The 26,259-nt window shown below is 44.8% G+C and carries 22 protein-coding genes and 5 tRNA genes; 21 read left to right on the plus strand and 6 right to left on the minus strand.

Annotation, left to right across the window (positions count from 1 at the left end):
- The first annotated feature begins 64 nt into the window (after positions 1-64).
- The 13 genes from N2317_07745 (at position 65) to N2317_07805 (ending at position 12,319) form a co-directional block, all read left to right on the plus strand.
- On the plus strand, positions 65-712 hold the full coding sequence (locus N2317_07745) for a phosphatidylserine decarboxylase family protein (protein ID MCX7817385.1): 648 nt from the start codon (positions 65-67) through the stop codon (positions 710-712).
- A complete protein-coding gene (gene pssA / locus N2317_07750; GenBank protein ID MCX7817386.1) occupies positions 709-1,494 on the plus strand; it encodes a CDP-diacylglycerol--serine O-phosphatidyltransferase in 786 nt (261 codons plus the stop codon). Before N2317_07745 ends, pssA begins: the two co-directional genes overlap by 4 nt.
- 20 nt (positions 1,495-1,514) lie before the next feature.
- Entirely contained in the window at positions 1,515-2,531 is a 1,017-nt protein-coding gene (locus N2317_07755; protein MCX7817387.1) for an aspartate-semialdehyde dehydrogenase, read from the plus strand.
- 30 nt (positions 2,532-2,561) lie between these two features.
- The gene (gene rsmD, locus N2317_07760) at positions 2,562-3,134 is read left to right on the plus strand and encodes a 16S rRNA (guanine(966)-N(2))-methyltransferase RsmD (GenBank protein ID MCX7817388.1); all 573 of its coding nucleotides are present in this window, start codon (positions 2,562-2,564) and stop codon (positions 3,132-3,134) included.
- Positions 3,131-3,634 carry a pantetheine-phosphate adenylyltransferase gene (coaD, locus tag N2317_07765; GenBank protein ID MCX7817389.1) on the plus strand — a complete coding sequence of 168 codons (504 nt, stop codon included), beginning with the start codon at positions 3,131-3,133 and terminating at the stop codon, positions 3,632-3,634. Before rsmD ends, coaD begins: the two co-directional genes overlap by 4 nt.
- 20 nt (positions 3,635-3,654) lie before the next feature.
- Positions 3,655-4,848, plus strand: a complete 1,194-nt coding sequence (locus tag N2317_07770; protein ID MCX7817390.1) for a pyridoxal phosphate-dependent aminotransferase — start codon at positions 3,655-3,657, stop codon at positions 4,846-4,848.
- Between the two features lie 10 nt (positions 4,849-4,858).
- Positions 4,859-5,938 carry a flavodoxin-dependent (E)-4-hydroxy-3-methylbut-2-enyl-diphosphate synthase gene (gene ispG / locus N2317_07775; protein ID MCX7817391.1) on the plus strand — a complete coding sequence of 360 codons (1,080 nt, stop codon included), beginning with the start codon at positions 4,859-4,861 and terminating at the stop codon, positions 5,936-5,938.
- A 7-nt stretch (positions 5,939-5,945) separates the two neighbouring features.
- Entirely contained in the window at positions 5,946-7,664 is a 1,719-nt protein-coding gene (locus tag N2317_07780; protein MCX7817392.1) for a proline--tRNA ligase, read from the plus strand.
- A complete protein-coding gene (locus N2317_07785; protein ID MCX7817393.1) occupies positions 7,664-9,808 on the plus strand; it encodes a bifunctional (p)ppGpp synthetase/guanosine-3',5'-bis(diphosphate) 3'-pyrophosphohydrolase in 2,145 nt (714 codons plus the stop codon). The genes N2317_07780 and N2317_07785 overlap by 1 nt, the downstream gene beginning before the upstream one ends.
- 86 nt (positions 9,809-9,894) lie before the next feature.
- Positions 9,895-10,584, plus strand: coding sequence for an N-acetylmuramoyl-L-alanine amidase (locus N2317_07790; GenBank protein ID MCX7817394.1), 690 nt, complete (start codon positions 9,895-9,897; stop codon positions 10,582-10,584).
- Between the two features lie 226 nt (positions 10,585-10,810).
- The gene (locus N2317_07795) at positions 10,811-11,413 is read left to right on the plus strand and encodes an XTP/dITP diphosphatase (GenBank protein MCX7817395.1); all 603 of its coding nucleotides are present in this window, start codon (positions 10,811-10,813) and stop codon (positions 11,411-11,413) included.
- 8 nt (positions 11,414-11,421) lie between these two features.
- Positions 11,422-11,495 (plus strand) — tRNA-Pro (locus N2317_07800).
- Between the two features lie 167 nt (positions 11,496-11,662).
- Complete coding sequence (locus tag N2317_07805) at positions 11,663-12,319, plus strand: hypothetical protein (protein ID MCX7817396.1); 657 nt, start codon at positions 11,663-11,665, stop codon at positions 12,317-12,319.
- A 214-nt stretch (positions 12,320-12,533) separates the two neighbouring features.
- Here the strand turns inward: N2317_07805 and N2317_07810 are convergent, their stop codons facing one another.
- A complete protein-coding gene (locus N2317_07810; GenBank protein MCX7817397.1) occupies positions 12,534-13,997 on the minus strand; it encodes a 4-hydroxybutyryl-CoA dehydratase in 1,464 nt (487 codons plus the stop codon).
- A 247-nt stretch (positions 13,998-14,244) separates the two neighbouring features.
- Between N2317_07810 and N2317_07815 the strand changes: the two genes are divergently transcribed.
- Both N2317_07815 and N2317_07820 read left to right on the plus strand, forming a co-directional pair.
- Complete coding sequence (locus tag N2317_07815) at positions 14,245-15,225, plus strand: 4Fe-4S dicluster domain-containing protein (GenBank protein ID MCX7817398.1); 981 nt, start codon at positions 14,245-14,247, stop codon at positions 15,223-15,225.
- Positions 15,215-15,883 (plus strand): cytochrome b/b6 domain-containing protein, encoded by a 669-nt coding sequence (locus N2317_07820; GenBank protein MCX7817399.1) that lies wholly within the window; start codon positions 15,215-15,217, stop codon positions 15,881-15,883. The genes N2317_07815 and N2317_07820 overlap by 11 nt, the downstream gene beginning before the upstream one ends.
- 91 nt (positions 15,884-15,974) lie before the next feature.
- On the opposite strand, the gene N2317_07825 is transcribed toward N2317_07820, so the two are convergent.
- On the minus strand, positions 15,975-16,745 hold the full coding sequence (locus N2317_07825; GenBank protein MCX7817400.1) for a class I SAM-dependent methyltransferase: 771 nt from the start codon (positions 16,743-16,745) through the stop codon (positions 15,975-15,977).
- Between the two features lie 256 nt (positions 16,746-17,001).
- On the opposite strand from N2317_07825, the gene N2317_07830 reads away from it, so the two are divergent.
- Entirely contained in the window at positions 17,002-18,237 is a 1,236-nt protein-coding gene (locus N2317_07830) for a PLAT/LH2 domain-containing protein (GenBank protein ID MCX7817401.1), read from the plus strand.
- Positions 18,238-18,255: 18 nt separating this feature from the next.
- Here the strand turns inward: N2317_07830 and trmFO are convergent, their stop codons facing one another.
- The 3 genes from trmFO to dprA are packed head-to-tail and all read right to left on the minus strand — an operon-like array spanning position 18,256 to position 22,852.
- A complete protein-coding gene (gene trmFO, locus N2317_07835; GenBank protein MCX7817402.1) occupies positions 18,256-19,578 on the minus strand; it encodes a methylenetetrahydrofolate--tRNA-(uracil(54)-C(5))-methyltransferase (FADH(2)-oxidizing) TrmFO in 1,323 nt (440 codons plus the stop codon).
- 2 nt (positions 19,579-19,580) lie between these two features.
- Positions 19,581-21,734 carry a type I DNA topoisomerase gene (gene topA / locus N2317_07840; protein ID MCX7817403.1) on the minus strand — a complete coding sequence of 718 codons (2,154 nt, stop codon included), beginning with the start codon at positions 21,732-21,734 and terminating at the stop codon, positions 19,581-19,583.
- A gap of 2 nt (positions 21,735-21,736) precedes the next feature.
- Positions 21,737-22,852 (minus strand): DNA-processing protein DprA, encoded by a 1,116-nt coding sequence (dprA, locus tag N2317_07845; GenBank protein MCX7817404.1) that lies wholly within the window; start codon positions 22,850-22,852, stop codon positions 21,737-21,739.
- A gap of 240 nt (positions 22,853-23,092) precedes the next feature.
- Here dprA and N2317_07850 point away from each other — a divergent pair, with 240 nt between their 5' ends.
- The 5 genes from N2317_07850 to N2317_07870 all read left to right on the plus strand — a co-directional run bounded on the left by N2317_07850 (position 23,093) and on the right by N2317_07870 (position 24,662).
- Entirely contained in the window at positions 23,093-24,244 is a 1,152-nt protein-coding gene (locus N2317_07850; GenBank protein MCX7817405.1) for a hypothetical protein, read from the plus strand.
- Between the two features lie 62 nt (positions 24,245-24,306).
- Positions 24,307-24,383: transfer RNA gene (locus N2317_07855), tRNA-Arg, on the plus strand.
- Between the two features lie 15 nt (positions 24,384-24,398).
- A tRNA-His gene (locus N2317_07860) sits at positions 24,399-24,472 on the plus strand.
- 20 nt (positions 24,473-24,492) lie between these two features.
- Positions 24,493-24,569: transfer RNA gene (locus N2317_07865), tRNA-Arg, on the plus strand.
- A 17-nt stretch (positions 24,570-24,586) separates the two neighbouring features.
- A tRNA-Lys gene (locus N2317_07870) sits at positions 24,587-24,662 on the plus strand.
- A 64-nt stretch (positions 24,663-24,726) separates the two neighbouring features.
- Here N2317_07870 and N2317_07875 read toward each other — a convergent pair.
- A complete protein-coding gene (locus tag N2317_07875; GenBank protein MCX7817406.1) occupies positions 24,727-26,103 on the minus strand; it encodes a hypothetical protein in 1,377 nt (458 codons plus the stop codon).
- Positions 26,104-26,259 lie beyond the last annotated feature (156 nt).

A 26,259-nucleotide genomic window follows, 5' to 3' on the forward strand; every position in this document is an offset into this window, starting at 1 on the left:
AATTTCATAATGGTTTGACAATATACCCTAATTTGTATAGCATAGACAGTGCTAGTCGGATTTTATGGAGACAAAACATACAGAACCCATCTTAAAGGAGGGAATGCCCTTTATAATCCCTCTTATTTTTCTAACACTGATTGCTGCGATATGCCGTTTTCCTTTTTTGGCAGTTCTCTTGGGCGTATCTACGCTTTTCGTATCATGGTTTTTCCGTAACCCTGAGCGAAACATTCCATCCAATCCTGCATTGATTCTCGCGCCGGCGGATGGGAGGATTATCAAGGTGGAGAATGGTGTAACACATGAGATGTTGGGTGAGCCCTGCAGGAAGGTTAGCATATTTATGAATGTGTTTAATGTGCATGTGAACAGGGCTCCCTGTGGGGGTCTTGTGGAGGATATAAGTTACCGAAAGGGACAATTTTTTGCCGCGAATTTGGACCGGGCTGTATTTGAAAATGAACAGAACGCCCTTTTGTTGAGGAGGGAGGATGGGAAAAAACTAGTTGTTGTTCAAATCGCAGGTCTCGTGGCAAGAAGGATTGTTTGCTGGGTTACAAGGGGCACAGAGGTGTTGAGGGGACAGAGGTTTGGGATGATTAAATTTGGTTCCCGGCTTGATGTTTATCTTCCTGTGGAGACACGTATTCTGGTAAAAGTTGGAGATCGTGTCCTTGCCGGGGAGTCACCTATAGGAGAATTGCCATGAAATCAATGAAAAGACCAGCGAGGAAAGAAAGGGTAAAGAAGGGGATTTATGTACTTCCCAATCTCTTCACGACGGCAAGCCTCTTCTGCGGTTTTTATGCCATCTTGGCTGCTATGAAAGGATTATTCGATCTGGCCGCGGTAGCCATACTGATTTCAGCGGTTTTGGACGGCCTCGATGGTCGTATTGCCAGGATGACTAATACTACGAGCAAATTTGGTGTGGAATACGATTCGTTAGCAGATTTAGTGGCTTTTGGTGTGGCGCCGGCAGTACTGCTTTACAAGTGGTCCTTGTTCGATTTGGGAAAATGGGGTTTCTCCGTTGCCTTCCTGTTTATGGTGTGTGGGGCTTTGAGACTTGCCCGTTTTAACGTTCAGGTAGGGGTGGTCGACAGCAAGGTCTTTAATGGTCTTCCCATTCCGGGTGCAGCTGCCGTAGTGGCATCTTCTGTTCTTCTCTTTTATAAACTTGGAGGTAAAGGTGAATTTCATCATCCCGTTGTTCCTCTAGCTGCGGTTTTACTCTCCTTCTTTATGGTTAGCAGTATTAAGTATTACAGCTTTAAAGATCTTAACCTCTTTGCCCGGAAACCGTTTGTTTTCTTAGTATTACTTGTTGTTATTCTGATCCTCATAATTACAGAACCGCAGATCATAATTTTTACATTGGTCACTGGTTACAGTATATCGGGGCCTTTTTTGTTTTTCACCCGTGAATTTCAGAAGTATTTCCGTAAGATAAAGGAGCATCGGCTCAAGAAGAAATACATCACAATTTGAATGTTGCGGAGGAGGATTGTATGAAAGCACGATCAGTGGCTGTTGTCGGCGCTACAGGGGCTGTCGGCAACGAGATGGTTAAAATTCTGGAAGAAAGGGATTTCCCTGTAAGAGAGCTGAAGCTGTTGGCCTCGGAGAGATCGATTGGTAAGTACATTGATTTTAAAGGAGAGAGTATTCCTGTGGACGTGCTTCGGGACGATTCCTTCAAGGGTGTGGAAATAGCATTGTTCTCCGCAGGGGCCTCCATTAGTAGGCAGTTTGCACCGGTAGCAGCTGCAGAGGGTTGTGTGGTAGTTGATAACTCGAGTGCCTTCCGCATGGAGCCCGATATTCCCCTTGTGGTGCCGGAGGTGAACCCTGAAACAATTGTCTTATATAAGAATCGGGGCATCATCTCTAATCCTAACTGTTCCACTATTCAGATGGTGGTGGCTTTGAAACCCATTTACGATGCAGTTGGTATAAAGAGGATTGTGGTATCAACATACCAGTCTGTTTCGGGAACAGGCCGAAGAGCGATAGAAGAACTGGAGAAACAGACAAAAGCACTCCTCATGTTTCAGGAACCGGAAGTGGAAGTTTATCCTCATCAGATTGCATTTAACTGTATTCCCCATATAGATGTTTTTTTGGAAAATGGATATACGCGGGAAGAGATGAAGATGGTCCATGAAACTAAAAAGATTATGAATGATCAGAACATTGCCATAACAGCCACGACGGTCAGAGTTCCTGTGTTCTATTCCCACTCTGAGTCTGTGAATGTGGAAACTTACAAGAAAATAACCCCTCAAGAAGTGCGGAGGTTACTCTCAGAAGCACCAGGGGTTGTGGTGTTGGACGATCCTGCCAATAATGTTTACCCAATGGCGATTGGGGCAGCTGGTTGTGATGAGGTATTTGTGGGGAGGATACGGGAGGATGAGTCTATTCCTAATGGTATCAATATGTGGATCGTTTCGGATAATCTGCGAAAGGGAGCGGCATTGAATGCTGTTCAGATTGCGGAGATTCTCATAAGGGATTATCTCTGATCCCCTAGGGCGGCTGTTACTGTTTGGGGTATGAGGATTACGGGTGGTTTAGCGAAGGGGAAGAGATTGATCCCACCAAGGAGTACTTCACTTCGGCCTACGACCGCAGGTGTGCGGGAGGCCATTTTTAACATACTTGCAAGTGTTGAAGGATTGACTTTTCTTGATCTTTACGCGGGTTCGGGGGGGGTGGGACTGGAAGCGTTAAGCCGTGGAGCTCGGAAGGTAGTGTTTGTGGAGAAGAACGCGAAAATGGCGGCGTTCATAAGGGATATGACAAGAAGTATGGAGTGGGGTGATAGGGTGGAAGTGCTGTGTGTCGAGGTGAAAAAGGCTATAAACATTCTTAGCAATAAGAAGGAAACTTACGATGTTATATTTGCCGATCCACCCTACAATAAAGGTTTGGTGAACTGGATCTTAAGGACCGTTCTGACAGAGAGGTTGTTAAAGGATCAGGGAGTTTTTATTATACAGCATTCCACCCGGGAACCTATTAGCTGTGGGGAGCTTCATTCTAAAATGCTGGAAGTTAGGGAGAGGCAATACGGAGAAACTGCGTTGTCACTTATAAGACTAAGGAAAGGAGAAGAGGGTCCATGAAAAAGATAGCTGTGTATCCCGGGTCATTCGATCCCATCACCAATGGTCATTTAGACATCATAAATCGTGCCCTTCGTGTATTTGATGAACTTATAGTTCTTGTGGCTTATAACCCTAACAAAAAGTACCTCTTCACCGTTGAGGAAAGAATGGAACTTATAAAAGCGTCACTGAAGGGGAAGAACGATCGAATAAGGGTGGATTGTCATTCTGGTTTGCTTGTGGATTATGCAAGGAGTAAGGGTGCAAACGTGATTCTCAGGGGACTCCGGGCGGTTTCGGATTTTGAATACGAATTCCAGATGGCGCTGATAAACAGGAGGCTTTATCGTGATTTAGAGACGGTGTTCCTCATGACTGGTTATCAGTGGTTTTTTACGAGTTCAAATCTTATAAAAGAGGCGGCGAGTCTCGGTGGTTCTGTAGAAGGGCTAGTTCCCGATGTAGTGTTGCAGAAACTTGAGGAAAAGTTTAGTAAAATGAAAAAACCAGCAGGGTGAAGAAGGAGAGTGACATGCCTGTGAATCTTTCGAAACGTATTCAGTCAATTAAACCATCACCTACACTAGCGATAACCATGAAGGCTAATGCTTTGAGGGCTAAGGGGAGGGATGTTGTCGGTTTCGGTGCTGGAGAACCTGATTTTGACACACCTGCCCATATCAAAGAGGCGGCCAAAAAGGCCATTGATGAGGGATTCACCAGATATACACCTGTTGGGGGGATTGACGAGCTCAAAGACGCCATAATTGAGCGTTTACAAATAGATTACGGTCTTACGTATGAGCGTTCGGAAATATGTGTGTCATGCGGAGCAAAACATACACTTTACAATCTCGCCCAGGTACTCTTTGATGAGGGCGATGAAGTAATTATCCCTGCTCCTTATTGGGTTTCGTATATCGATATAGTGAACCTTGCGGGAGCTGTCCCTGTGATTTTAGAGACCTCTGAGGAGACAGGATTCAAAGTAACCACTGAAGCGTTGCGGGAGGCTATTACTGAAAAAACGAAGGCGTTCATTTTGAACAGCCCTTCCAACCCGACGGGTGCGGCGTATGAGCCGGAAGAAGTTGAAGCGCTCTCTGAGGTTTTCCTAGAAAACGATATCTTGATCATTTCCGATGATATCTACGAGAAGATTGTGTATGATGGTTTTAAGTTTAAAAGTATAGCTTCCGTTGATGAAGAACTTAAGAAACGCACAGTTATCGTGAATGGTGTATCCAAGGCTTATGCTATGACCGGCTGGAGGATAGGTTACGCTGCTGGACCGAAGGATATTATAGATGCGGTGACGAAACTTCAAAGCCAGAACACCTCTAACCCAAATTCCATTGCTCAGAAAGCTTCGCTTGCTGCCCTGAAAGGGGATCAGACGTCTGTAACGGAGATGGTAAGTCAATTTGAGAAAAGGAGAAATTATATTGTGGATGCACTTAACGCTATCTCCGGTTTTAGCTGTACAGTGCCCCGAGGAGCGTTTTATGTATTTCCCGATATATCCCGTTTGTTCGGCAAGAGTTGCGGGGATATACGAATCAATACCTCTTCGGACTTTGCTGCCTATTTGCTCGATACGGTGGATGTTGCAGTCGTTCCAGGGATTGATTTTGGGAGTGACCGTCATATTCGCCTCTCCTATGCAACGTCTTTAGAGCAGATCAGGGAAGGGATCAGGCGCATACACGAAGCGGTCCTCAGGCTTCAATAGAAGATCCTTTATGGTAGGTATCATAAAAAGGAAGAAAACCCGTGCCTTGCAAGTTGGTACGGTGCAGGTGGGTGGTGATGCACCTGTTGTGGTGCAGTCCATGACCAATACAGATACAAGGGATGTAAAAAGTACCGTCCGGCAGATTAAGAGATTGGAGAAGGCTGGCTGTGAAATCGTAAGGGTGGCAGTTCCTGATGAAAAAGCCGCAAAAGCTATTGGTGCTATCAAGAGCAAGATAGCTGTACCCCTTGTTGCAGATATCCATTTTGACCACCGTTTGGCCCTGATTGCTTTAGAGCAGGGGGCTGATGGGGTGCGCATAAATCCCGGTAATATGAAAAAGGGAGGGATACGGGAGGTGGTAAACCTAGCCAAAGATACAGGCGCTGTTATTCGAATAGGTGTTAACGCCGGCTCTTTGGAGAAGGATATTCTAAAAAAGTATGGTCAACCTGGTGCGGAAGCCCTTGTGGAGAGTGCGATCAGGCATGTGCGCTTGATGGAGGATATGGGTTTCCACGCAATGAAACTCTCCGTAAAATCTTCCGATGTTCTTACGATGATTGAAGCTTACCGAAGGCTGAGCGCAGAGGTGGATTACCCTTTACATCTAGGCGTTACTGAAGCAGGAACTCTGGTGAATGCTGCGGTGAAGTCAGCTATCGGTATAGGTACGCTCCTCATGGAAGGTATAGGTGACACGATCCGTGTTTCTGTTACAGGAGACCCCGTCCGAGAAATTTCACTTGCATACGCTATTCTTCGTGCCTTAAATATACGTAGAATTGGTGTGGATGTTATTGCGTGTCCCACATGTGGTCGTTGTCAGATCAATCTGGAAAAACTAGTTAGGGAAGTGGAGAGGAGAATTGCTAACGTGAAGGAGCCGATAAAAGTGGCCCTGATGGGTTGTGTGGTTAACGGTCCGGGTGAAGCGGCCCATGCTGATATTGGTATTGCAGGGGGGAAGGGTTACGGGATGCTCTTTAAGAAAGGTGAAATCATACGCAGTGTAAGAGAGGAAGATTTTGTGTGTGTTCTCATGACAGAAATTGGAGAGTTACTTACAATAAAGAAGGAGGATTAAAGGTTAGATGCGTTACTCCCAGTTTTTTTTGCCTACTTTGAGGGAGATTCCCTCGGATGCAGAGGTTATCAGTCATCAGCTGATGGTAAGGGCGGGTATGATTCGGAAGCTGGCAAGTGGTATTTACAATTACCTTCCTCTCGGTTATCGGGTAGTTAAAAAGGTGGAGCGGATTATAAGAGAGGAGATGGACAAGGCCGGTGCTCAGGAATTGTTGATGCCGATGGTTCAACCAGCGGATTTATGGCGGGAGTCCGGTCGGTGGTTTCTCTATGGTAAGGAACTCCTTAGAATCAGGGATCGCCGCGATAATGAGTACTGTCTAGGGCCTACTCACGAAGAGGTTATAACGGATATTGTCCGTAATGAGGTAAAATCTTACAGGCAGTTGCCACTGAATCTCTACCAGATTCAGGTGAAGTTTCGGGATGAGATTAGACCCAGATTCGGCGTTATGCGGTGCAGGGAGTTCTACATGAAAGATGCGTATAGTTTTGATGTGGACGAAGCAGGAGCCGATGTGAGTTATCAGAAGATGTTCGATGCTTATACCAGGATATTTACCCGGTGTGGGTTAAAATTCAGGGCTGTTGAGGCTGATACCGGCAGTATCGGTGGTAGCTTTTCTCATGAATTTATGGTCTTAGCTGAGACCGGTGAAGACTCAATGGTGTACTGTGAACGTTGCGGTTATGGGGCAAACCTCGAGAAGGCGGAAATCGCTAAACCAGAAGAGAAGTTTATAAATGAAGAGGAATTTTTGCCGCTTGAAGAGGTGTACACCCCCAATGTCCGCACTATTGAGGAAGTCAGTGGATTTCTTAAGGTTAAACCTGATGATATTGTAAAAACATTGATATACAGTGCCGATGGCAAACCGGTCGCGATACTCATCCGGGGAGATATGGAAGTTAACGAAGTAAAGGTCAGGAATTTCCTCAATTGTGATGTTCTGGAAATGGCTGATGAGGAGATGATTCAGGAAGTTGCAGGATCACCGAGAGGTTTTGTGGGTCCCATAAATATCCGATGCCCAGTTTATGCTGATTATTCGCTGATGAACAGAATAAACATGGTTATCGGAGCGAATAGAGAGGATTATCATATGCGAAATGCTAATTTCGGTAGGGACTTTCGGAAACCTCTCTTTGGAGATTTTCGAGTGGTGAAACCTGGTGATCTTTGTCCCCGTTGCGGAATGGAGCTAAAGTTTGCAAAAGGTATTGAGGTTGGGCATATATTCAAATTGGGAATCAAGTACAGCAAGGCAATGAGGGCAGTTTTCCTCGATAAGGATGGACAGGAACGCTACATGGTTATGGGATGCTATGGTATTGGTGTAGGAAGAACGGTGGCAGCGTGTATAGAACAGAATCACGATGATAAGGGTATCATATGGCCTATGGGTATAGCGCCTTTCCATGTTATAATAATATCTACTAATGTGAATGAACCACCGCTTCGGGAGATGGCGGAACATCTCTACAATGAACTGACTGGCCGAGGTATCGAAGTGCTTCTCGATGACAGGGATGAACGAGCGGGAGTGAAGTTCATGGATGCAGATCTCATAGGCATTCCTCTGCGGGTGACAATAGGTCCCAAACGCTTAAATGAAGGATTGGTGGAACTAAAATTCCGCAGGACAGGAGAGGTAAAGGTTTTTTCCCCCGAAGAACTTGTTAATGAGGTGGAAAAGATCGTAAAAGAGGCATTGAGTGATTAATGCTTCGCATAACAGACATTCTAGACAAGGCACAAACTTTTCTTCCTCCGGATGATCTGGAGAAAATCGAAAAAGCCTATGTTTTTTCTGCGAGGGCACACCAGGGGCAACTGAGACTTTCCGGAGAGCCCTATCTTGCCCATCCAATGGAAGTGGCCGGAATACTAACTGATATGAGGATGGATGCGGCCACTATTGTTACAGGTCTCCTGCACGATACTGTGGAGGATACTTTCGCTACGCTGGAGCAGATAGAGGAGGAATTCGGTCCAGAGGTTGCCCAGCTTGTGGATGGTGTTACGAAGATCAGTCGGATACCTTACGGAAGTAGGGTGGAACAGCAAGCGGAGAATTTTCGTAAGATGTTGCTGGCTATGTCCTCGGATATCCGGGTGCTTCTGGTTAGGCTTGCGGACCGTGTACACAACATGCGGACACTTGAGTTTCATCCACCGGACAAAAGAGAATTTATTGCTAGGGAAACAATGGATATTTATGCCCCTCTAGCCAACCGTTTGGGTATAAACTGGATGAGAACAGAACTCGAGGATTTGGCCTTTTCTTTTCTCGAACCTGAGGCATACGAGGAAATAAAGAGACGTGTGGCTAAAAAAAAGGGGGAGAGGGACGCCTATGTGGAGGAAGTTAAAGGGATAATTGCGAGAGAGATCGAGAAGTTCGGTCTCAAGGGGGAAGTGGAAGGGCGGGCGAAGCACTTTTACAGTATTTATTCTAAGATGATCCGTCAGGGTATAGACTTCGACGAGGTTTATGATCTTATTGCTTTCCGGATTATCCTCGATAGCGATCAGGATAAGACGTGCTATGAGGCGTTGAGTGTGATCCATGCTCTGTGGAAACCTGTGCCAGGTAGGTTTAAGGATAGAATAGCTATGCCGAAGGCCAACGGCTACCGTTCCTTACACACCACGGTAATTGGCCCTTATGGTGAGAGAGTAGAGGTTCAGATACGTACTAGAGAAATGCATGAATGGGCAGAGCACGGTATAGCTGCTCACTGGCGCTACAAGGAGAAGAGATCCAAATTCAGTGTGGAAGATGAGCAGATCATGAGGCTCCGGGAGCTCCTCGAGGTACAGCAAGAATCCGACTCTCCCCGAGAGTTCATATCCAATCTTAAAATGGCTCTTTTCCCTGATGAAGTTTACGTCTTCACACCCACGGGTGAAGTGAAGGTATTTCCCAAGGGAGCAACCCCAATTGATTTTGCATACAGTATCCATACGGAGGTGGGACATACCTGCGTTGGTGCTCGGGTCAACCGTAAGATTGTTCCTTTGAAGTACGAACTTCAGAATGGGGATGTAGTGGAGATAATAACTCAGGCTGGTTCCCATCCGGGGAAGGATTGGTTAAAATGGGCAGTTACGTCACGGGCAAGGTCGAAGATTAAGAGTTGGTTGAAGGCAGAGGAGAGGCGGAGAAACACTGAGCTGGGAAGAGAAATACTAGAGAGGGAGTTCAAAAAAAACAACCTCAAGTTATCATCAGCTCTTAAATCAGAAGAAATGACTAAAGTTATGTCAGAACACGGTGTGGAAACTGTGGAAGACCTCATGGCCCTTGTGGCTTATGGTCGAGCTTCTCCAAAACACATAGTCCGTCATTTTCTTCCTGAGAAGGTTTCGGAGCCCGAAGAAAAGGAAGATAAAGCGAAACCGAAGACTATACCCCCTTCAACTTTAGGAATATCGTTGTCAGGCGTTGACGATGTCCTTGTGCGCTTTGCCAAATGTTGCAACCCAATACCAGGTGATGAGATTCTGGGATACGTGTCCAGAGGTAGAGGAGTGACGATTCACACTGCCCAGTGTCCCAATATTCAAGAGCTAGATCCGGAAAGGATTGTTGATGTTAGGTGGAATGTTAAGGGAAACCAGACCTATTCTGTAGGTGTCCGTGTTATTTGTCATGATAAGAAGGGTGTACTCGCCGAGGTGAGCGCTGCTATTTCCGCTATGGATATCAATATAAGTCATGCGGAGGTAGAAACCACTCCTGATTTAAAGGCAATTTGTGATTTTCAGCTAGATGTCAATGATCTGAACCAATTTAATCATCTCGTAGCCTCTATAAAGAGGTTGAAGTCAGTTATTTCCGTTGAGCGGTTGCGCCGGGCATAATAAGCATTACAATTGACAGGACCATTTATTTGAGTTATGTCACCACAGTTTTTGCTTTTAGTGTGGTGTAAAAGCGGGAGATTTCTGTGATACCTTTTCCTATCCTGAAGTTGATTATTTCATCTGTTATTTTGTGCTTTTCCCTAACCCAGTATACCCATGCAGAGGTAAGAGCTGTTGTGGTTATTGATGCAGCTCATGGGGGAAAGGATTTAGGGGTTAGAATTACTGAGAAGATATACGAGAAGGACATAACTTTGAACTTAGCCCTAATGCTCCAGAGGGAGTTGCAGAAGGTTCCTGGTATTAATGTTATACTGACGAGACATTCGGATATAGACGTGGGATTGGAGGATAGGTTGAAGATTATTAATAACTCCTCCGCTAGTGCGATGATCAGTCTACACATCAATGCCGGTTTCTATCGCGATGCCAAAGGGTTTGAAGTTTACTTTCCCGGGTTCAGACATGTAAAGGGTGGAAGTGGTGAATCCGCGGACATAATAAGTGATATGACGCGTACGAAGTACCTCAATGAATCGGTTAGGCTTGCCCAGAAAGTGCTCAGGAGTCTAGATACGGTATTCCCCAAGGAAGGTCGGGGGTTAAGGGAGGCACCGATCCCTCTGCTGGAAAGAGTAACGTTGCCTGCAGTACTCGTTGAAGTTGGATTTGCCACGAATGAAGGGAATAGGAAGAAAATTCTTGATCCGAAATATCAACATGAAATTGCCAGATGCCTGGCAAAAGGGTTTGTAGAGTATCTTAAACGTTGACAGAGAATTATGATTCTCACTAGTGAGAAGTAAGGTGTCATTTGTCGCTGGGTGTTTGAGGTTTGAAAATATTTAAACCTCCAGTGGTTAGGTGATTATCAAAATGGGAAGCGTATGGTTTGGATCTTTGAGGTAGCGAGAGTGTCAATTAACGCGCTTCATCTGGCGAGGGGCCTGGAGATTTATGTATAGGTAGAAGAAAATTTTTGGGTTACTTAAATTAATTATGACGATAGTATTGGCATCCCGTAATGAGGGTAAAATAAAAGAAATAGGTTTCATGTTAGCCGATCTTCAGGTGACGGTTAAATCCCTAAGGGATTATCCTGACTGTCCGGAGATTCAAGAAGATGGATGTACGTTCTACGAAAACGCGCTCAAAAAAGGTTTAACAGTTGCCCGCTATACCAGGGAGTGGGTACTTGCAGATGATTCAGGACTGGAGGTAGATGCCCTTGGAGGAGCACCGGGTGTACTTTCTGCCCGATTCGCAGGTGAGGGTGCAAAGGATGAGGATAATAATAGAAAGCTTCTTGAGGCACTGAGGGGAGTTCCGTTTGATAAAAGGGGAGCAACTTTCCGTTGTATTTTGGTTTTTATTCATCCCAATGGTGAGCACAAAACATTCGAAGGTCGTTGGAGAGGTGTGATTGCGGAGGAACCACGGGGAAATGGAGGGTTTGGATACGATCCATTGTTTTACATCCCCGAGCTGGGTTTAACCGCAGCGGAGTTGCCTTTAGAGAAAAAAAACAGATTAAGTCACAGGGCTCAGGCGGTAAAACAATTCAAAAAATACTTGCAATCTTTTTTAAAGACTAATAGTTAAGGGTTAATCGGGGCGTGGCGCAGCCTGGTAGCGCGCTTGCTTTGGGAGCAAGATGTCGGGGGTTCAAATCCCTCCGCCCCGATCATTTCCGTTCATAGGTTACGTTCTTTGAGTTTTGGCTTTGTTCTGGTTTTGTGTATTTTACTTTCCTTTTGTCTAGTTTGTCTTTGGCTTAAAGGCTAATACTAACTTGACATGTCTTCTTTTTTAGATTCATTATGCATTCAAAAAGTGTCTTATAGTGAAAGTGTGAAAACATTTTTCCGTCTGTTTGCTATAATTTTTTTCCTTTCGTTACCGGGATACACTTTTGCAGGTGATAAGTTGTGTCTACAGGTATTTGGCGGTACTGCGTACAATTTCAAAACGAGACATGTGATTCGCCAGGATGGTGCTGATACCGTGCGATTCAACGCCAAGTATGACACAAAGGCCTTTGAAACGCCTGTGTACTGGTCATTACGTGCCGGCCTATGGGACAAAAAAAATTCGTGGGAATTGGAGCTTGTTCATCATAAGCTGTATTTAAAAAATAACCCTCCTGGAGTTGAACATTTCAGCATAACCCATGGTTTCAACCTACTTACGGTTAACCGCGCATGGTTATTCCCCTGGTTCATCGGCCGGCTCGGTGGAGGTGTCGTTGTCACTCACCCTGAGAGCACAATCCACGGTAAAACCTTTGAACAGAGTGGGGGCATCATAGATGGGTATTACATTTCTGGTCCAACAGCTCAGGTAGCTCTGGAGAAGAGGCTCTATATCGGTAAGAATCTTTTCCTCAGTGCGGAGGGTAAGTTCACCCTATCATGGGTTCGGGTTCCTGTGAAGGATGGTCACTCAGAGCTGTGGAACAGTGCTGTTCACGCACTTCTTGGGATCGGTTACGATTTCAACTCTCGCTGAGATACACATCGCAAAGAGCTTTATGGGTATGGGCATTTTATTCTACTCTGTGATGTGATCTTGGTGGAGTACAGCGAAGTCCGGGCATAATGTTTCTGCCCTTTGGGAAGACTACCTTTTTTGTTAGAACTAATCGTCTTCCGTGTCAGCCGAAAGGTATTTTTGATATCATAGCTGCTACCTCCTGACGGAACTGGTGAAGAAGGTGTGTCCGTTACACTTCAGTCTCTATACCCGCCATTACTCGGGCGTCTCTTTTCAGTTGATCGAGGACTTTAGAGAGGGCACTTTGTATTGCAATTCTTTGGGCTTGGGGAGATCCTGCACCGTGGGTTGATTCAATGGGGATCACTGATGCTTGGCCACTCAGATATTCAATCAGTCTCATCATTCTTATACGGTGTTCTGTGGGAACGTCATTTTTCGCCTTTAGATACTTTTTCAAAATAGGACCGATTTTTTCATGCTTAAAATCTCGAGCGGTAGGTGCCGTGCACACTAAACCGCCTGCAATGTCTGCAATCTTGAATGTTCCATCCCAAATGGCCTTTACACCTTGCAATTTTGCGACGTTTATGTAGAGGGAGTCGGGGAAATAGACGCCCGATGGGCTTTTAAAGGCTTTATATACAGAGGCGAGTGCGCATCCTGCTGAAAGCTCACTATGGAAGTAGAGTTCGTTAAGTTTTTCCTGTATATGTCTAGCTTTACCAACCCCGTTGTACTCAGCGATTACGGCTGATGCCCCAATGAGTAAATCTCTGTGACCCGTTTTGCATCCCGAAGTGGCTAGCCTTTGAAGAAGAGCGAAATAGTTGACAAGAGAACCGGCGAATTTCCACTCTCCACACATAAAAACTCTATCTTTTGGCACGAAGACATTGTCGAAAATTACGTGTGTTGATCCGTGTACCCCGTAGTGAGCGTTCCCGAAATCCATTTCCTCTCCCACGAGACGTCTCATATTGGGTGCTGGTGCCTCGGCTATGTGGATGACACCTGGTGTATCGGTCGGTATGGCAAAACTCACCGCGTAGCTTTCCTCGCCGGGTCCGAGGGCAGTACAGGGTACTACGACTATTTCGTTGGCAATTGCAGCTCCTGATATACTTGCTTTTGCTCCCTTTACTACAATACCTTTCTCCGTATTCTCTACGATGTGCACGTATGAATCGGGATCGGATTGACTGCCTGGGTTAAGGCTCCGGTCTCCTTTTACATCCATCATCGCTCCGCATACGGCTAGATCTTCTTTCTGCACGTATTTTAGGAATTCCAGAAATCTGCCGTGGTATGGAGTACCCAATTCACGGTCCATTTCAAACGTGACTGCGTAAAGACTGTTTAATGCGGCGGTACTGACACAGCGAGCACCAATGCAGGCACCGTGTTTGCGCACGAAATATCGCGCCATGTTAAACCTTTTTGCTAAGTCATCCCTGTCCAGCATAATGTGTAAGAAACGGTTTACCGTGTCTTTAATAAATGGGGACCAGACCGTCAGATAATTTTTGTATTCCTCCTTAAGGGAGAGTTCATAGACAAGGCCGATGGCGTTTAGCGCCGGCTTTATCAGTGGATGAGAGGTTAGGTCGTAGATCTGTTCCCCTAAGGCGTAGAGTTCCACTTTTTGTTTTTTTATGCTGTCGAAGTACGCTTCTTTAGTTCTAAGAGCCATCTTACCCTCCTTCTTTCTTTTGTTTGTTTTTATACTGATTGCTGAAGTTAATCAACATGAGATGTCTTTCAAGATGTGTCAGAGGGTGAGATGTGTTGTATCGAAGTCTGTTAAATGTTTTTCGGTTTTTTCTTTTCGATGTGGTATATGAAATCGGCTATTAAGTTTAAAACATTTGTGGTCTTTAATTGTCGGGTTGGTAAAACGTAGAAATGCGTGGATATTAATAGTTAGCGGAGGAAAAGACATGCTACTCTCAAGAAGGAGTTTTATGACTTTGTCATCATCTATTTTTCTTTCCTTTGTTCTTGGCGGTGGGAGGGTGAATGCCGTTGGAGGGCAGTTCGCAACGATAATTGACATTACCAGATGTGATGGTTGTAAGAACGAACCAGTACATTGGTGTGTGAAGGCATGTAGAGACTATAATAAAAATAGATTTCCCGAACCAAAGAAACCGATCCCACCTTACTGGCCTAGAGATTTTTATGAGGACTGGTCAGATAAAAGGGATAAAGTTGACACTTTAACTCCTTACAATTGGCTGTTCGTTCAAAGAGTCAGTATAGATTCTCATGAGATATACATTCCAAGAAGGTGCATGCACTGCGATAATCCTCCATGCGTGAGGGGATGTCCTTTTGGTGCTTTGACAAAACAGCCGGAAGGCAATTCTGTGATAAACGACAAACTGTGTTTTGGGGGTGCAAAGTGCAGGGATGTATGCCCTTGGCATATACCGCAGAGACAGGCTGGTGTAGGGATCTATTTAGAGATTCTGCCAAAATATGCGGGCGGCGGGGTAATGTACAAATGTGACCTTTGCAAAGATAGAATAAAGGAAGGTCAGGAACCCGCTTGTGTCATAGCTTGTCGGGAAAGACTTGGTGAAAAAGCTGTGTTTATTTTTGGTGAAAGGAAGCATGTGTTCGAGCTTGCCCAGAGAAGAGTTAAAGAAGAGGGGTTGTGTGTATATGGAAAGAGAGAAAATGGTGGAACATCCACACTGTATCTTTCACAAGTCCCCTTTGAGGCTATAAATGAAGGTTTGAAAGCAAAAAAGGAGAGGTTTATGTTGCCTGTTGGGGTTGAAAACAGAGTTGAAAAATCCTTTAATCCCATTGGCAAAGTGGTTTTAGCTTCAGGATTAATCTCAACTGTGGGGGCAGTGGTTGCAGCAGTTTTGTTTAAGAAAAGTCCTCAGGAGGCAAAGCACGATGAAGGCTAAGATCAAAAGGCACTCTCTTATTGAGCTTTTAGAACACTGGAGCGTTGCTATTTCAGGTATAGTTCTTCTGTTTACCGGTCTTGGGTGTTTGCCTCTCTACAAGAGGTATTTTATTTCCGAAATTCCTGGGCTGGGATGGACAGCGGATTTTAACAATGTAACAATGGTTCACTATGTAGCTTCAATTGTTTTTGTATCTGCTGTGTTGTTTCATATAGTGTTTCATGGTTTGAGGAAAGAATTCGGTCTTCTACCGAAGAGGGGTGATGTTTCAAGAGGTCTTAAAGTTATTAAAGCAATGTTTGGTTTTGGTGAAGAACCACCTTCAGAAAAGTACCTTCCTGAACAAAGAATTGCCTATGTGGGAATGGGTTTTGTCATATTGGTTTTAACAGGAACGGGGATTATAAAGGTTTTAAAAAACCTGGAATGGGTCATTCTCCCACCAATGGTCGAAACAGTGAATACCCTTATACATACCTTGTTCGGTTTGCTTTTTATGTTAGCTTTTGTTGTTCATGTGGGTGTGGTTTTGCTTTTTAAGGCAAATTGGCCTCTTCTTAGGAGTATGTTTACAGGATACGTTGACGAAGAGTATGTGAAGCACAGACATACTTTGTGGTATGAAGAATTGAAAAAAACCACTGCTAAACAGTGATTGTTAAAGAGTTTTTTAGCTTTTTTGTCTTACTTTTGTAAGTCTTTCTGCGGTTGAATTCGGTGAGGTAATCCGGGTTTTCTGCAAAAAATCATATGTTCTTTTTTGCGAGTACCGCGAAACTGTGGCCTGAGAATAATCTTGCTATAGGTCTCGCATAGATGAAGCCCAGGGGCAAACGCATGAGTCTTTCTTTCCATTCTTCGGAAAGATAATTTTTTGTTTTTAAAGGCACGAATCCTTCCTGTCTGAGAAGCTCGAGAATAGAGCCGGGGGTGAAATGATACAGGTGGAAGGGAAGTTGCCAACCCTTCCATTTTTCTTTTGCGATTTTAGCATCCGTTCCCTCGTAGTTCGGTACATCTATTACAATAATCCCGTCATCTTTTAGCAATTTATGTGCTTTTTTTAAGTATCCTCTGGGGTCGTGGGTGTGTTCGAGGGTGTGCCACATTGTGATCACGTCAAACTGCTTATCTGGAAGGTCTATTTTTGTTATGTTGCCAACTAAAACGGTTATTTTTAACTTATTCTGACAGAATCTTGCCGCATCTTCAGAAACGTCCAAACCCGTTACCTCATATCCGGCATTGCGGCAAGCAAGAAGAAAATATCCCATGCCACATCCAATATCGAGGATATGGCCTCTCCTTTTGAAACTTCTGAAGAAACGTAAACGGTGCTGCTCTTGTCGGAGTCGTTTTTTCATTTCTTGCGAATCAGGCTCGATCTGTTTACCGTATTGTTCTTCGAAGTATTCCTCGGCGTATATTTTTTTTAGTTCGTCTTCTGTAGGTTGGGGATAAAGAATGCCGAGACCGCACTTTGTGCATGCGTAAACGGTCCAAGGTGGCTTTTCCACAAGTATCTTTCTCTCTTGTGAACTGCAAAGGGCACATTTTTCAGGGTTATGCCCCACTTGTTTTCCTTTCCTTTTGGATTATTTTTTTTACAAATAGCATTTAGTTTTGACATTTGCCAATGTTCTTTGAGTGATAAGGAAAGATAGGAACTCCCCTAATGGGAGGGAATTAAAATATTGTAGTTGCGTTTATAAGTCACTGTGGTAACAATCTAAAAGTAGGATCAGGCTTTTAGACTTATTCAAGGAGGTTTTTATGAGAAGATTTGTGTGCTTTTTCATGATTATGCTGGTCGTTTTTATAACGATGACACCATCTTTTGCAACCGTTACGGACAAAAGGGAGAAAAAGAGGCCGTCAACTCCTGGTGACTCTGTGCAATCTGATCAGTCAAAAGGACAGGATAAAAGGGTGCCTTCTGTAACGACCCCGTCTGAATGGAGAAAAAAGGAAGGATCAGGATCTGCACCACCTCAGTCTATGCATGTGTATGAAATCACTTTTGTTACTGGAGATGTAGAGGGTGCGGGTACTGATGCGAACGTTTACATTACCCTTCATGGCGATTTGGGCATTTCGCCTGAAATAAAGGCACCATCGGGTAACATTGACTTATTTGAACGCAATTCATGGAATAAAATATATTTCAGTCTCGATAGGAACTACGGATCAATTCATACGATAAGGCTAAGGCATGATAACACCGGGAAAAAACCAGGATGGTACGTCACACTTATCAGGGTTAGGAATCTAGAACAGGGAGGGGAAGACGTCTTTTTGATTGACCGGTGGCTAGCGCGAGATGAAGGTGACGGAAAAATCGATATTACTGTCCAACGTTCAAATGCAAAAACTATGGTGATAACTCCTCCCTTCAGCAGGGAGTTCAAATGGACTAAGGAACCGGGTGTTGCGTATGCATGGGCTCGTGCTTACAGAACAAATGGATGGTTCAATTTCTATGCAGATGCATTTGTTGGAGGTTCTGCGGCAGAAGCCGGACAATGTGCTGATTTTTACACAAATACAAGCGTTCCAGTAGCCATAAGAACAGATCTCACCTATGTTGGAGGCCCAATTAATTTTGGTATTGCGAGTTTCTCAGAACTTCAGTCAAGGATCTATTTTAACGGATCTGTGAATAGCTCTGATATTAAAGCAGCTTTTTCAGGAAGCACTGTAAAGGACAAGATAAAGAAAGTTATCGCTCTTGTAAATGATTCCCCCGATTTCTCGCCTCCATTTGAAGAGTTCGTAAATAGGATGAACGAGTCTAGATCTTATGCGAAACTAGCAAGTTCTTTCCAGCAACTTAGGAATTCCAAAGAGGCAATAGGACTCGTCCTTTACAAGACTGGAAAAACAAAGGTTGGGAATAACTCCGTGTGTGCCACGATGCGCTCGAATACGGGTGCTGTTCTAACAGGTTCAAGTGTAATAATTGCGGCCGGTATAGTGGAGAGCTTTGAAATCATCGGGGTACCAAAGTGAATTTCCATAACCAACATTTCACGGTCTTATCTCGGTGAGCCACTCTTGCCAGTCTTTAAGGGCGCGGTCACTGTAAAATTTGCCCCTTGAATGGTGACTAATTTTCCTAGGTAAGGGGGGGAAGAGGCCGAAGTTGACATTCATGGGTTGAAAGTTCTTGGGATTTGCTGTGGTTAAGTAATGTATGAGTGCCCCGTGAGCTGTGGTTCTGGGTGGAGTAGGCAGTTCGAACCCTTCAATTTCAGCAGCTACAAAAATACCTGCCAGTCCACCCATTGCCGCTGATTCCACATAACCCTCAACGCCTGAAATCTGACCGGCAAAATAGATGCGTTTTTGTTTTTTCAGCTGTAGATGATCTGTAAGCAGGGCTGGCGAATTGATAAAAGTATTGCGGTGAATGCTACCTAACCTGGCAAATTCAGCATTTTCAAGTCCAGGAATCATTCGGAAAATTCTTTTTTGTTCTGGCCAGGTAAGTCGCGTCTGAAAACCAACCATGTTGTACATGGTGCCTTCCCTGTTTTCCTTTCTTAGCTGAACGACAGCAAAAGGTTGCTTTCCTGTTCTTGGATCAATAAGACCCACTGGTTTCATAGGACCGTGTGCCAGTGTAAGTACCCCCCTTTCGGCAAGTACTTCGATCGGCAGGCAGCTCTCAAGATAAATGGGAAGCTCGAATTCACGAAGGGGCATCTTATCTGCTCTTAGCACCTCTTCGCGAAAGCGGAGGTACTCCTCCTCGCTGAGAGGGCAGTTAATATAGTCACCATCTTCTTCAGTCCCTTCACCGTATCGGGAGGCTTTGAATACTCTGCGCATATTAATTGAATGGGCTTCCACTATTGGCGATATCGCATCGTAGAAATACAGGTAACTGCTTCCCGTGAGTTGTTCTATAGCTCTGGCAAGGGCATCCAATGGTAAGGGTCCAGGGGCAAGAATTACAATTCCCTCGGATGGGATTTCTGTCACTTCCTCTCTAATTATCGTTATTAGTGATAGTTCCATCAGGCGATTTTCGATGTATTTAGAGAAAGCATCTCTATCAACAGCAAGCGCCTTTCCGGCAGGAACAGCGGTAGCATCTGCGGCTTCCATAAAAAGAGAACCAAGTCTGCGCATCTCTTCTTTTAAAAGACCCACAGCGTTTTCTATCGAAGCCGCCCTTAGGGAGTTACTGCAGACCAGTTCTGCAAGGTGAGGAGATTTATGCGCAGGTGAATAACTCAGGGGCTTCCTTTCATAAAGTAGAACTTTATGTCCTCTTTTGGCAAGCTGCCATGCAGCTTCGCATCCAGCGAGACCACCACCAATGATGTGAACTTTCTGTGTGAACATGGTTAGGTTATCTTTTTTATGTTCTTGCACTCAGGATAGCCGCTGCATCCAAGAAAAGTCCCGAAACGGCTTCTCCTCAATACAAAGGGACGGCCACACAGCTCACACGTTTCGCTTTGCTCAGCTTGGACATTTTGCTTCTGTTTTAGGCTGACCACGTTTTTGCAATCTGGATAACCACTGCATCCCAGAAAGGTTCCAAAGCGACTTTTCTTTAGTATAATCGGTTTTCCACATTTATCGCATTTGTGTTCCGTTTCTATGTTCTCCGTTTTTTCCGGCACAATATTTCCCTGACTGTCACGTGTGAAATTCATAGTGTTACGACACTTTGGGAAATTAGAACACGCAAGAAATTCCCCGTTTTTACCCCATTTTATTGTCATTTTGTGAGCACATTTGTCGCACGTTATTTCAACCGGTGTTCCTTTAAGCTTTATCTTTTGGATTGTTTCCTCAGCTTTTTTCAGTTCTTGTTCAAAGGTGTTGTAGAAACGTGTGAGTGTTTCGATACGCGAAAGTTTTCCTTCCTCTATCTGGTCAAGTTCGTTTTCCATCTGGGCTGTGAAAGATACATCTATAATACGGGGAAAGTGTTCCACTAAAATCTTAGTCACGAGCATCCCTAGCTCTGTTGGTACAAACCTGCCATTTTCCAGACGCACATAATGGCGCTCTTGGATTGTACTTAAAATGGTAGCATAAGTGCTTGGCCGACCTATGCCCTTTTCTTCAAGCTCCTTAACAAGAGTAGCTTCTGAGTAGCGTGGAGGCGGCTGGGTGAATTTCTGTTCCGTTCTGATTTGAAGAAGCTTCAGTGTTTCACCAGGGCTGCACTCGGGAAGGAGATCCTCGTATTCTTCTTTTTCATCTTTCTCATTTTCATCCTTGCTTTCCCGATAAATGACTGTGTATCCCGGAAACTTCATGATGGATCCCTGAGCTCTGAAAATGTAAGGTCCACCTATACAATCGATCGTTGTCTGGTCAAACAGAGCCGGGGTCATCTGGCTGGCGATGAATCTGTTCCATATGAGGAGGTAGAGGCGGTAGAGATCCGTGGAGAGGTACTTTTTTATGTCCTGGGGTTTATATTTCAAAGACGCTGGTCTTATCGCCTCATGTGCATCCTGTGCTGTTGATGGGTTCTTGTAAATGACGGGTTTTGGCGGTAAGAACTCTGAGTTGTAGTTTGCCTTTATGTATTCTCGAACCTCTTCCAACGCTTCATCGGCAGTTCGCACCGAATCCGTTCTCATGTAAGTTATGAGCCCCACTGAACCTTCCGGTCCCAATTCCACACCTTCATATAAACGTTGTGCGAGGTTCATGGTTTTTTTTGCCGAAAATCCAAGAGCTCTTGCCGCTTCCTGCTGCAGTTTGCTTGTTGTGAATGGCGGTTGCGGAGAGCGTTTTGTTTCTCTGCGGTCAACTTTAAGAACTGTAAATGTGAGGTTTTTTACCTCTTCTGTGATGCGTTGTGCTTCTTCGGCGTTTTGAACTCTGGCTTTCTTTCTGTCTATTCTGATGAGTTTTGCTTCGAGGGGTGGTGGGTTTTGAGCTTCCAGCTTGGCAAATATATTCCAGTACTCCTCAGGTTTGAAAGCACGTATCTCTTCCTCTCGTTCGCAGATCAAGCGAACCGCTACAGATTGGACTCTGCCTGCAGAGAGACCCATCTTTATTTTTTCCCACAGAAGAGGGCTTATCTTGTAACCCACCAACCGGTCGAGTATCCTTCTTGTCTGTTGCGCTTCATATTTATTCACATCTAGGGAACGGGGGTTTTTAAGTGCTTCTAGTACTGTTTTCTTTGTTAGATCGTTGAACAGCACACGATGGATGACTTTGCCATTGCCGCCCACTTCATGAGCTACGTGCCAGGCTATGGCTTCCCCCTCCCTGTCGGGATCCGGTGCCAGGTAAATGTGATCCACACCGCGTGCTGCCTTTCTTAGTTCTTCTACAACTTTTCTTCTACCCTCGATGGTTGTGTATTTTGGTTCAAATCCGTTGTTGATATCTATGCCCAAGCTTTTCTTTGGCAGATCCTTTATGTGCCCCATCGTTGCCCGGACATCGAAATCATTTCCGACAATTTTTCTTATAGTTTTAACTTTTGTTGGGGATTCAACAATAATAAGAGAGTTGGGCATAATTAATGATCTCTCACGTAGCGTTTTCCTGGCAGTTGTTTTACTAGTCCTTTGAGTTCAAGTATAAGTAGGGCATTTAATATTTCATTAGCCCTGAATCCACTTTTCTGAATGACTGTATCCACTGGAAGTGGGTGTTCATTACTGAGTAGTAACATAACCATCTTTTCCACTTCACTGAGATCGGCAGGTAACTCTTTTAGCTCTCCTTTTTGATCAACATCCGTTTTCTTTCTGAGTGCAGGGTGTTCTTTTATCATAGGTGATATCTCATCGATAATATCATCGATATTTTGCACCAGTTTGGCTCCCTGCTTGATGAGTTTGTTTGTTCCTCGGGATCCCGGATGATCTATGGCTCCGGGTACGGCGAAAACCTCGCGTCCCTGTTCAAGTGCAAAACGGGCTGTTATAAGTGAGCCACTTTTGTCTGAAGCCTCAACCACAACCACCCCATATGAGAGGCCACTTATAATTCTATTTCTCGCTGGAAAATGAGCAGCAATCGGAGGTGTGCCAGGAGGATATTCGGAGATCACTGCGCCAAATTCTGTAATTTTGTTGTAGAGGTCTTTGTTTTCGGGTGGGTATATGACATCAATACCCGAACCAAGAACAGCAATTGTTCTGCAATTAACAGATAGTGCACCGTAATGCGCGGCGGAGTCAATCCCTCGGGCCATGCCGCTGACGATAGTTATACCCTGGAGTGCAAGCTCTCTGGCAATTTTTTCAGTGGTAAATTTTCCGTAGGCAGATGCCTGTCGTGAACCAACTATAGCAATGCATATGTCTTCTTTCATAAGTTGACCCTTCACGTAAAGGAAGGCAGGATAGTCGTATATATTTTTAAGGAGCTCCGGATAGTTCTCGTCCCAGTAAGGGATTACATTCACACCGAGTTTTTCTAATAAACTCAACTCTTTATCAATTGAATTCCATCCCTGGAAAGACAAGATTTTGGAAGCGATTTTTTCACCTATGTCAGGCACCTGAATGAGCTCCTCAAAATGGGCATTAAATATTCGTTCGGGATCATGGAAATTATCTATAAGGGTCCTTATGCTTAGGTTCCCAAGACCTTCTATTTTCTTTAAGGCCAAGAGGTATTTTAACATTCCTTTTTTCTCTGTCTTATTGTAACATTCGTTATGCGTTTAATTAAGGTGAGCTTTGTTATAGTGGGAGTTTATTGACTGTCAAGTATATATTTTTAAATCTGGATGATGATCAGATTGTTTCTTTATAAGAGCCAGAAGGTTATTCTTTGTGTTTTTTTGCTGATTTTCATCGCCCTTTTTCCCAGGGACGGGCGATGTGGAGAAGCACCTTCGGTTACTTTACCAAAAGTAAATTCCATGTCAGAAGCAGAGCCAGAGATAGGGGTTGAGCCTCGTGTCCTTGACTTCGGATTGATTCCTAACGATGCCCAAGTCTCAAGAAGGTTTGAGATTACCAATAGGGGCGGAGGAATACTTAAATGGCATGGGAGAGTGCTGAAGGACAAATCTGTTGCCATGCCCGATTCGAGGATTATCAGTCTGTACAACAGTGAAGTTAAGGGTAGTGGAAGTTATAGAGTTTCGTCGAGTTTGGCGGATCATATCACGTTGTTGGGTGGTTGGGGTGAGGTTGGAGGTTATCCAGTAGGTGTTAAGGGATGTGTTATGAAACTCAACATTTCAGGGAATGGGGCAAAACTGTTGTTTTGGAAAGACAGTGAAGGCGGTAAGTTTGCAGTTTCTCTAAATGGTCATTTTGTGGGGGAGATAAATACAATCTCGGAGGTTAAGGAAAGAGGTGAAGTGGTAATATGTGATAACGTCCAATATGGTCCTCTGATTATCGAAATTATTCCAAAAGAGGGCAAGAACATTCTGGAGGGAGTGGTTGTTAAGGGTGTTCATGTTCAATCTGTTCATTCTGGTTCGATGTTTATCTTACCTGATGAGGGAGTTACTACCAGAGAAGTTGATTTTGTGACAGTTACTTTGGACGCAAGAAAGATGAAGCCGGGTATTTTCAGGGGAGAAATTCTTTTTGAGTCGAATGGTGGAGATTTTTTAATGGAAGTCTACGGTGAGGTTGTTGATAAAAGAGCGCAGCTCGTTGCAGTTTACCGATACTTCAACGGCAGTGATTATCTGTATACCATCGGAACTCATGAGGAGGAGAAATTGATTCGAGCGGGGAACTTTGCCAAAGAGGGAGTGGCATTTTTCCTTTTCCCAGCAGAGATTCCCGGAACAAAAACTTTGTACCGTTTTGCGACCGAATGGGGGGGGTACTGTTATTCAGCGGATTTAACAGGAAGTGAACGTATCAGAGTTAATCTTCGTTCAGCCTATCCTATGGGGAACATTGGGGTTACAAAATTGCCACATACGAAGCCTCTTTACAGATGGTTGCACGCAAAAACGGGAAGTTGTTTTTTGACCACAGCACCGCACGGTGAGAATATTCAGAAAAAAGGCTACCGTTTTGACAGAATTGTGGGCTATGTTCGTTGATAATTTAAACTTGACAAACAGTACAATATCAAGTTATTAGCTGCGTTTCTAGAATAGTGAGTGCGCCTGTAGCTCAGCTGGATAGAGCAACGGACTTCTAATCCGTGGGTCGAGAGTTCGAATCCCTCCAGGCGCACCAGAAAAAGATAATACGGTGGGTGTAGCTCAAATGGTCAGAGTGCCGGGTTGTGGCCCCGGAGGTTGAGGGTTCGAGTCCCTTCACTCACCTTCTATGTATAGAATATTGGGCGCCCGTAGCTCAGTTGGATAGAGTCACAGACTTCGAATCTGTTGGTCGTACGTTCGAGTCGTACCGGGCGCGCCAAAAAAAGGATAATATGTGGGCCGCTAGCTCAGCAGGTAGAGCAGCTGACTCTTAATCAGCGGGTCGCAGGTTCGATTCCTGTGCGGCCCACCACGGAAAAAAAGGCGTTTCTGAAACATGAAACGCCTTTTTTTTGTCTACTTTTTGAAAAATGATCTCAGAGGGGATAAAGGTCATTGTGGGCGAGGAATTTATCTATATACGCATAGCCGGCCTGTACCCACTCACCTATGGAACGGCCGGCATTTTCAATATCAGAGATGATCTTCCCCAACTGCCAGCCTGCAAATGCGGCGCCTATTAAACCGGCTGCTGCGCCTAATACCGTTAATGTGCCAGATAGCGTTGTAAAAGCTCCGGATGCGATACCTGCCTCAATGGTGATGGATTTTAGCGTCGCAATGAGACCACCGAAGAGTGACACAATGAATGCGAGATTCGCTAACGCTGTTGCTTTGAGCCAGATGAAAAGTCCAGCAAAGCTGCGCAACACAACCGTTGCGCCACCGATAATCGCGATGAGGGCTGCGAATTTGAGAGCAATTTCTGTGATTATGGGATGCTCCTGCGTGAACTCCCATATGGTCTTAGACAAGGCCTTGATACTGTCGATCACCAAAAAAATCACTTCATCAAGTTTTTTAATTGCCGACACAATATTTTCATTCCATTTGATTTCCCCGGTCTCTTTATTGAATTTGACGAGCCAATTCGTTGCTTCCTGGATGAGCGATTTCGTTTTTTCAAAACCGGTATTGAGCGCCCTGCCCAATATCTGGCTCATCGCATCCCTCAGGTTGGAAAGACGAACACTGAAGTTATTCGCCGCGACAGAAGCACCTAAAGATGCACCTTTCAGAGCATCCATGACCGCTATGTACAGTTTCCCGGAAGCGGCAAGTGCCTGAATCTTTTCATTCGTAAGACCAGCAGCATCCATGAGCGGCTTGAGTAAAGTCGTGCGCGCCTGCATGGTACCGGTCAAAATTGAGCGCACCTCTTCGCCGAGCATATCGAGAGGGATGCGCATGGCCGTCGCGGCCTGCACAACAGCCACGGTGAAATCGACGATCTGTTTTTCGTCAAATCCGGCCTGGATTGCGGGAACGTACGCCTGACTGAATGCCTTTGTTAACTGCTCATATGTAGCGGCCGTCTCGAGGCCGGCAAGACGCAGTCGAATCTGCACTTCTTCGCTTGCTTTTAAGGCGGCATTAAATGCCTCGTGTCCTGTAACGATTCGTCCTTGCGCATCGCGAAATTCATTCATGGCGTAGATGAGAGATGCAAGTCCCACACGAGTATCTTCAATCGTTGCGTTGAATTGATAGCCCGACCGGATCGCCGCGGCGAAGATGCCACCTCCAACTACGCTTGCGATCAAATTGCGGAGAGTATTGGCTGTCTGCGCCGCTGTACCGTTGATCTCTGCCAGCGTCTGCCTATATTGATTCAATGCGGCGCGGGCGGATTCGATCGCCGCATTCGCCATATTCACCGCACTTATTATAATTTGTACCTTGTTTTCCGCCATTGCCTGTGTTAACCTTCCGTAGGAGCAAATGCGATGATGTATCTATTGACCTTTCCCCTATATGTCCTAATCTTCCTTTTTACTCTTGGTGCCATCATCTCTTTTTGGCCCCTGTTTTGCTTTCTCGTCTTCATGGGGCTTATGGCTATGCTTTTT

The sequence above is a fragment of the Syntrophales bacterium genome (genome assembly GCA_026417625.1).
GTDB lineage: Bacteria > Desulfobacterota > Syntrophia > Syntrophales > UBA8958 > JAOACW01.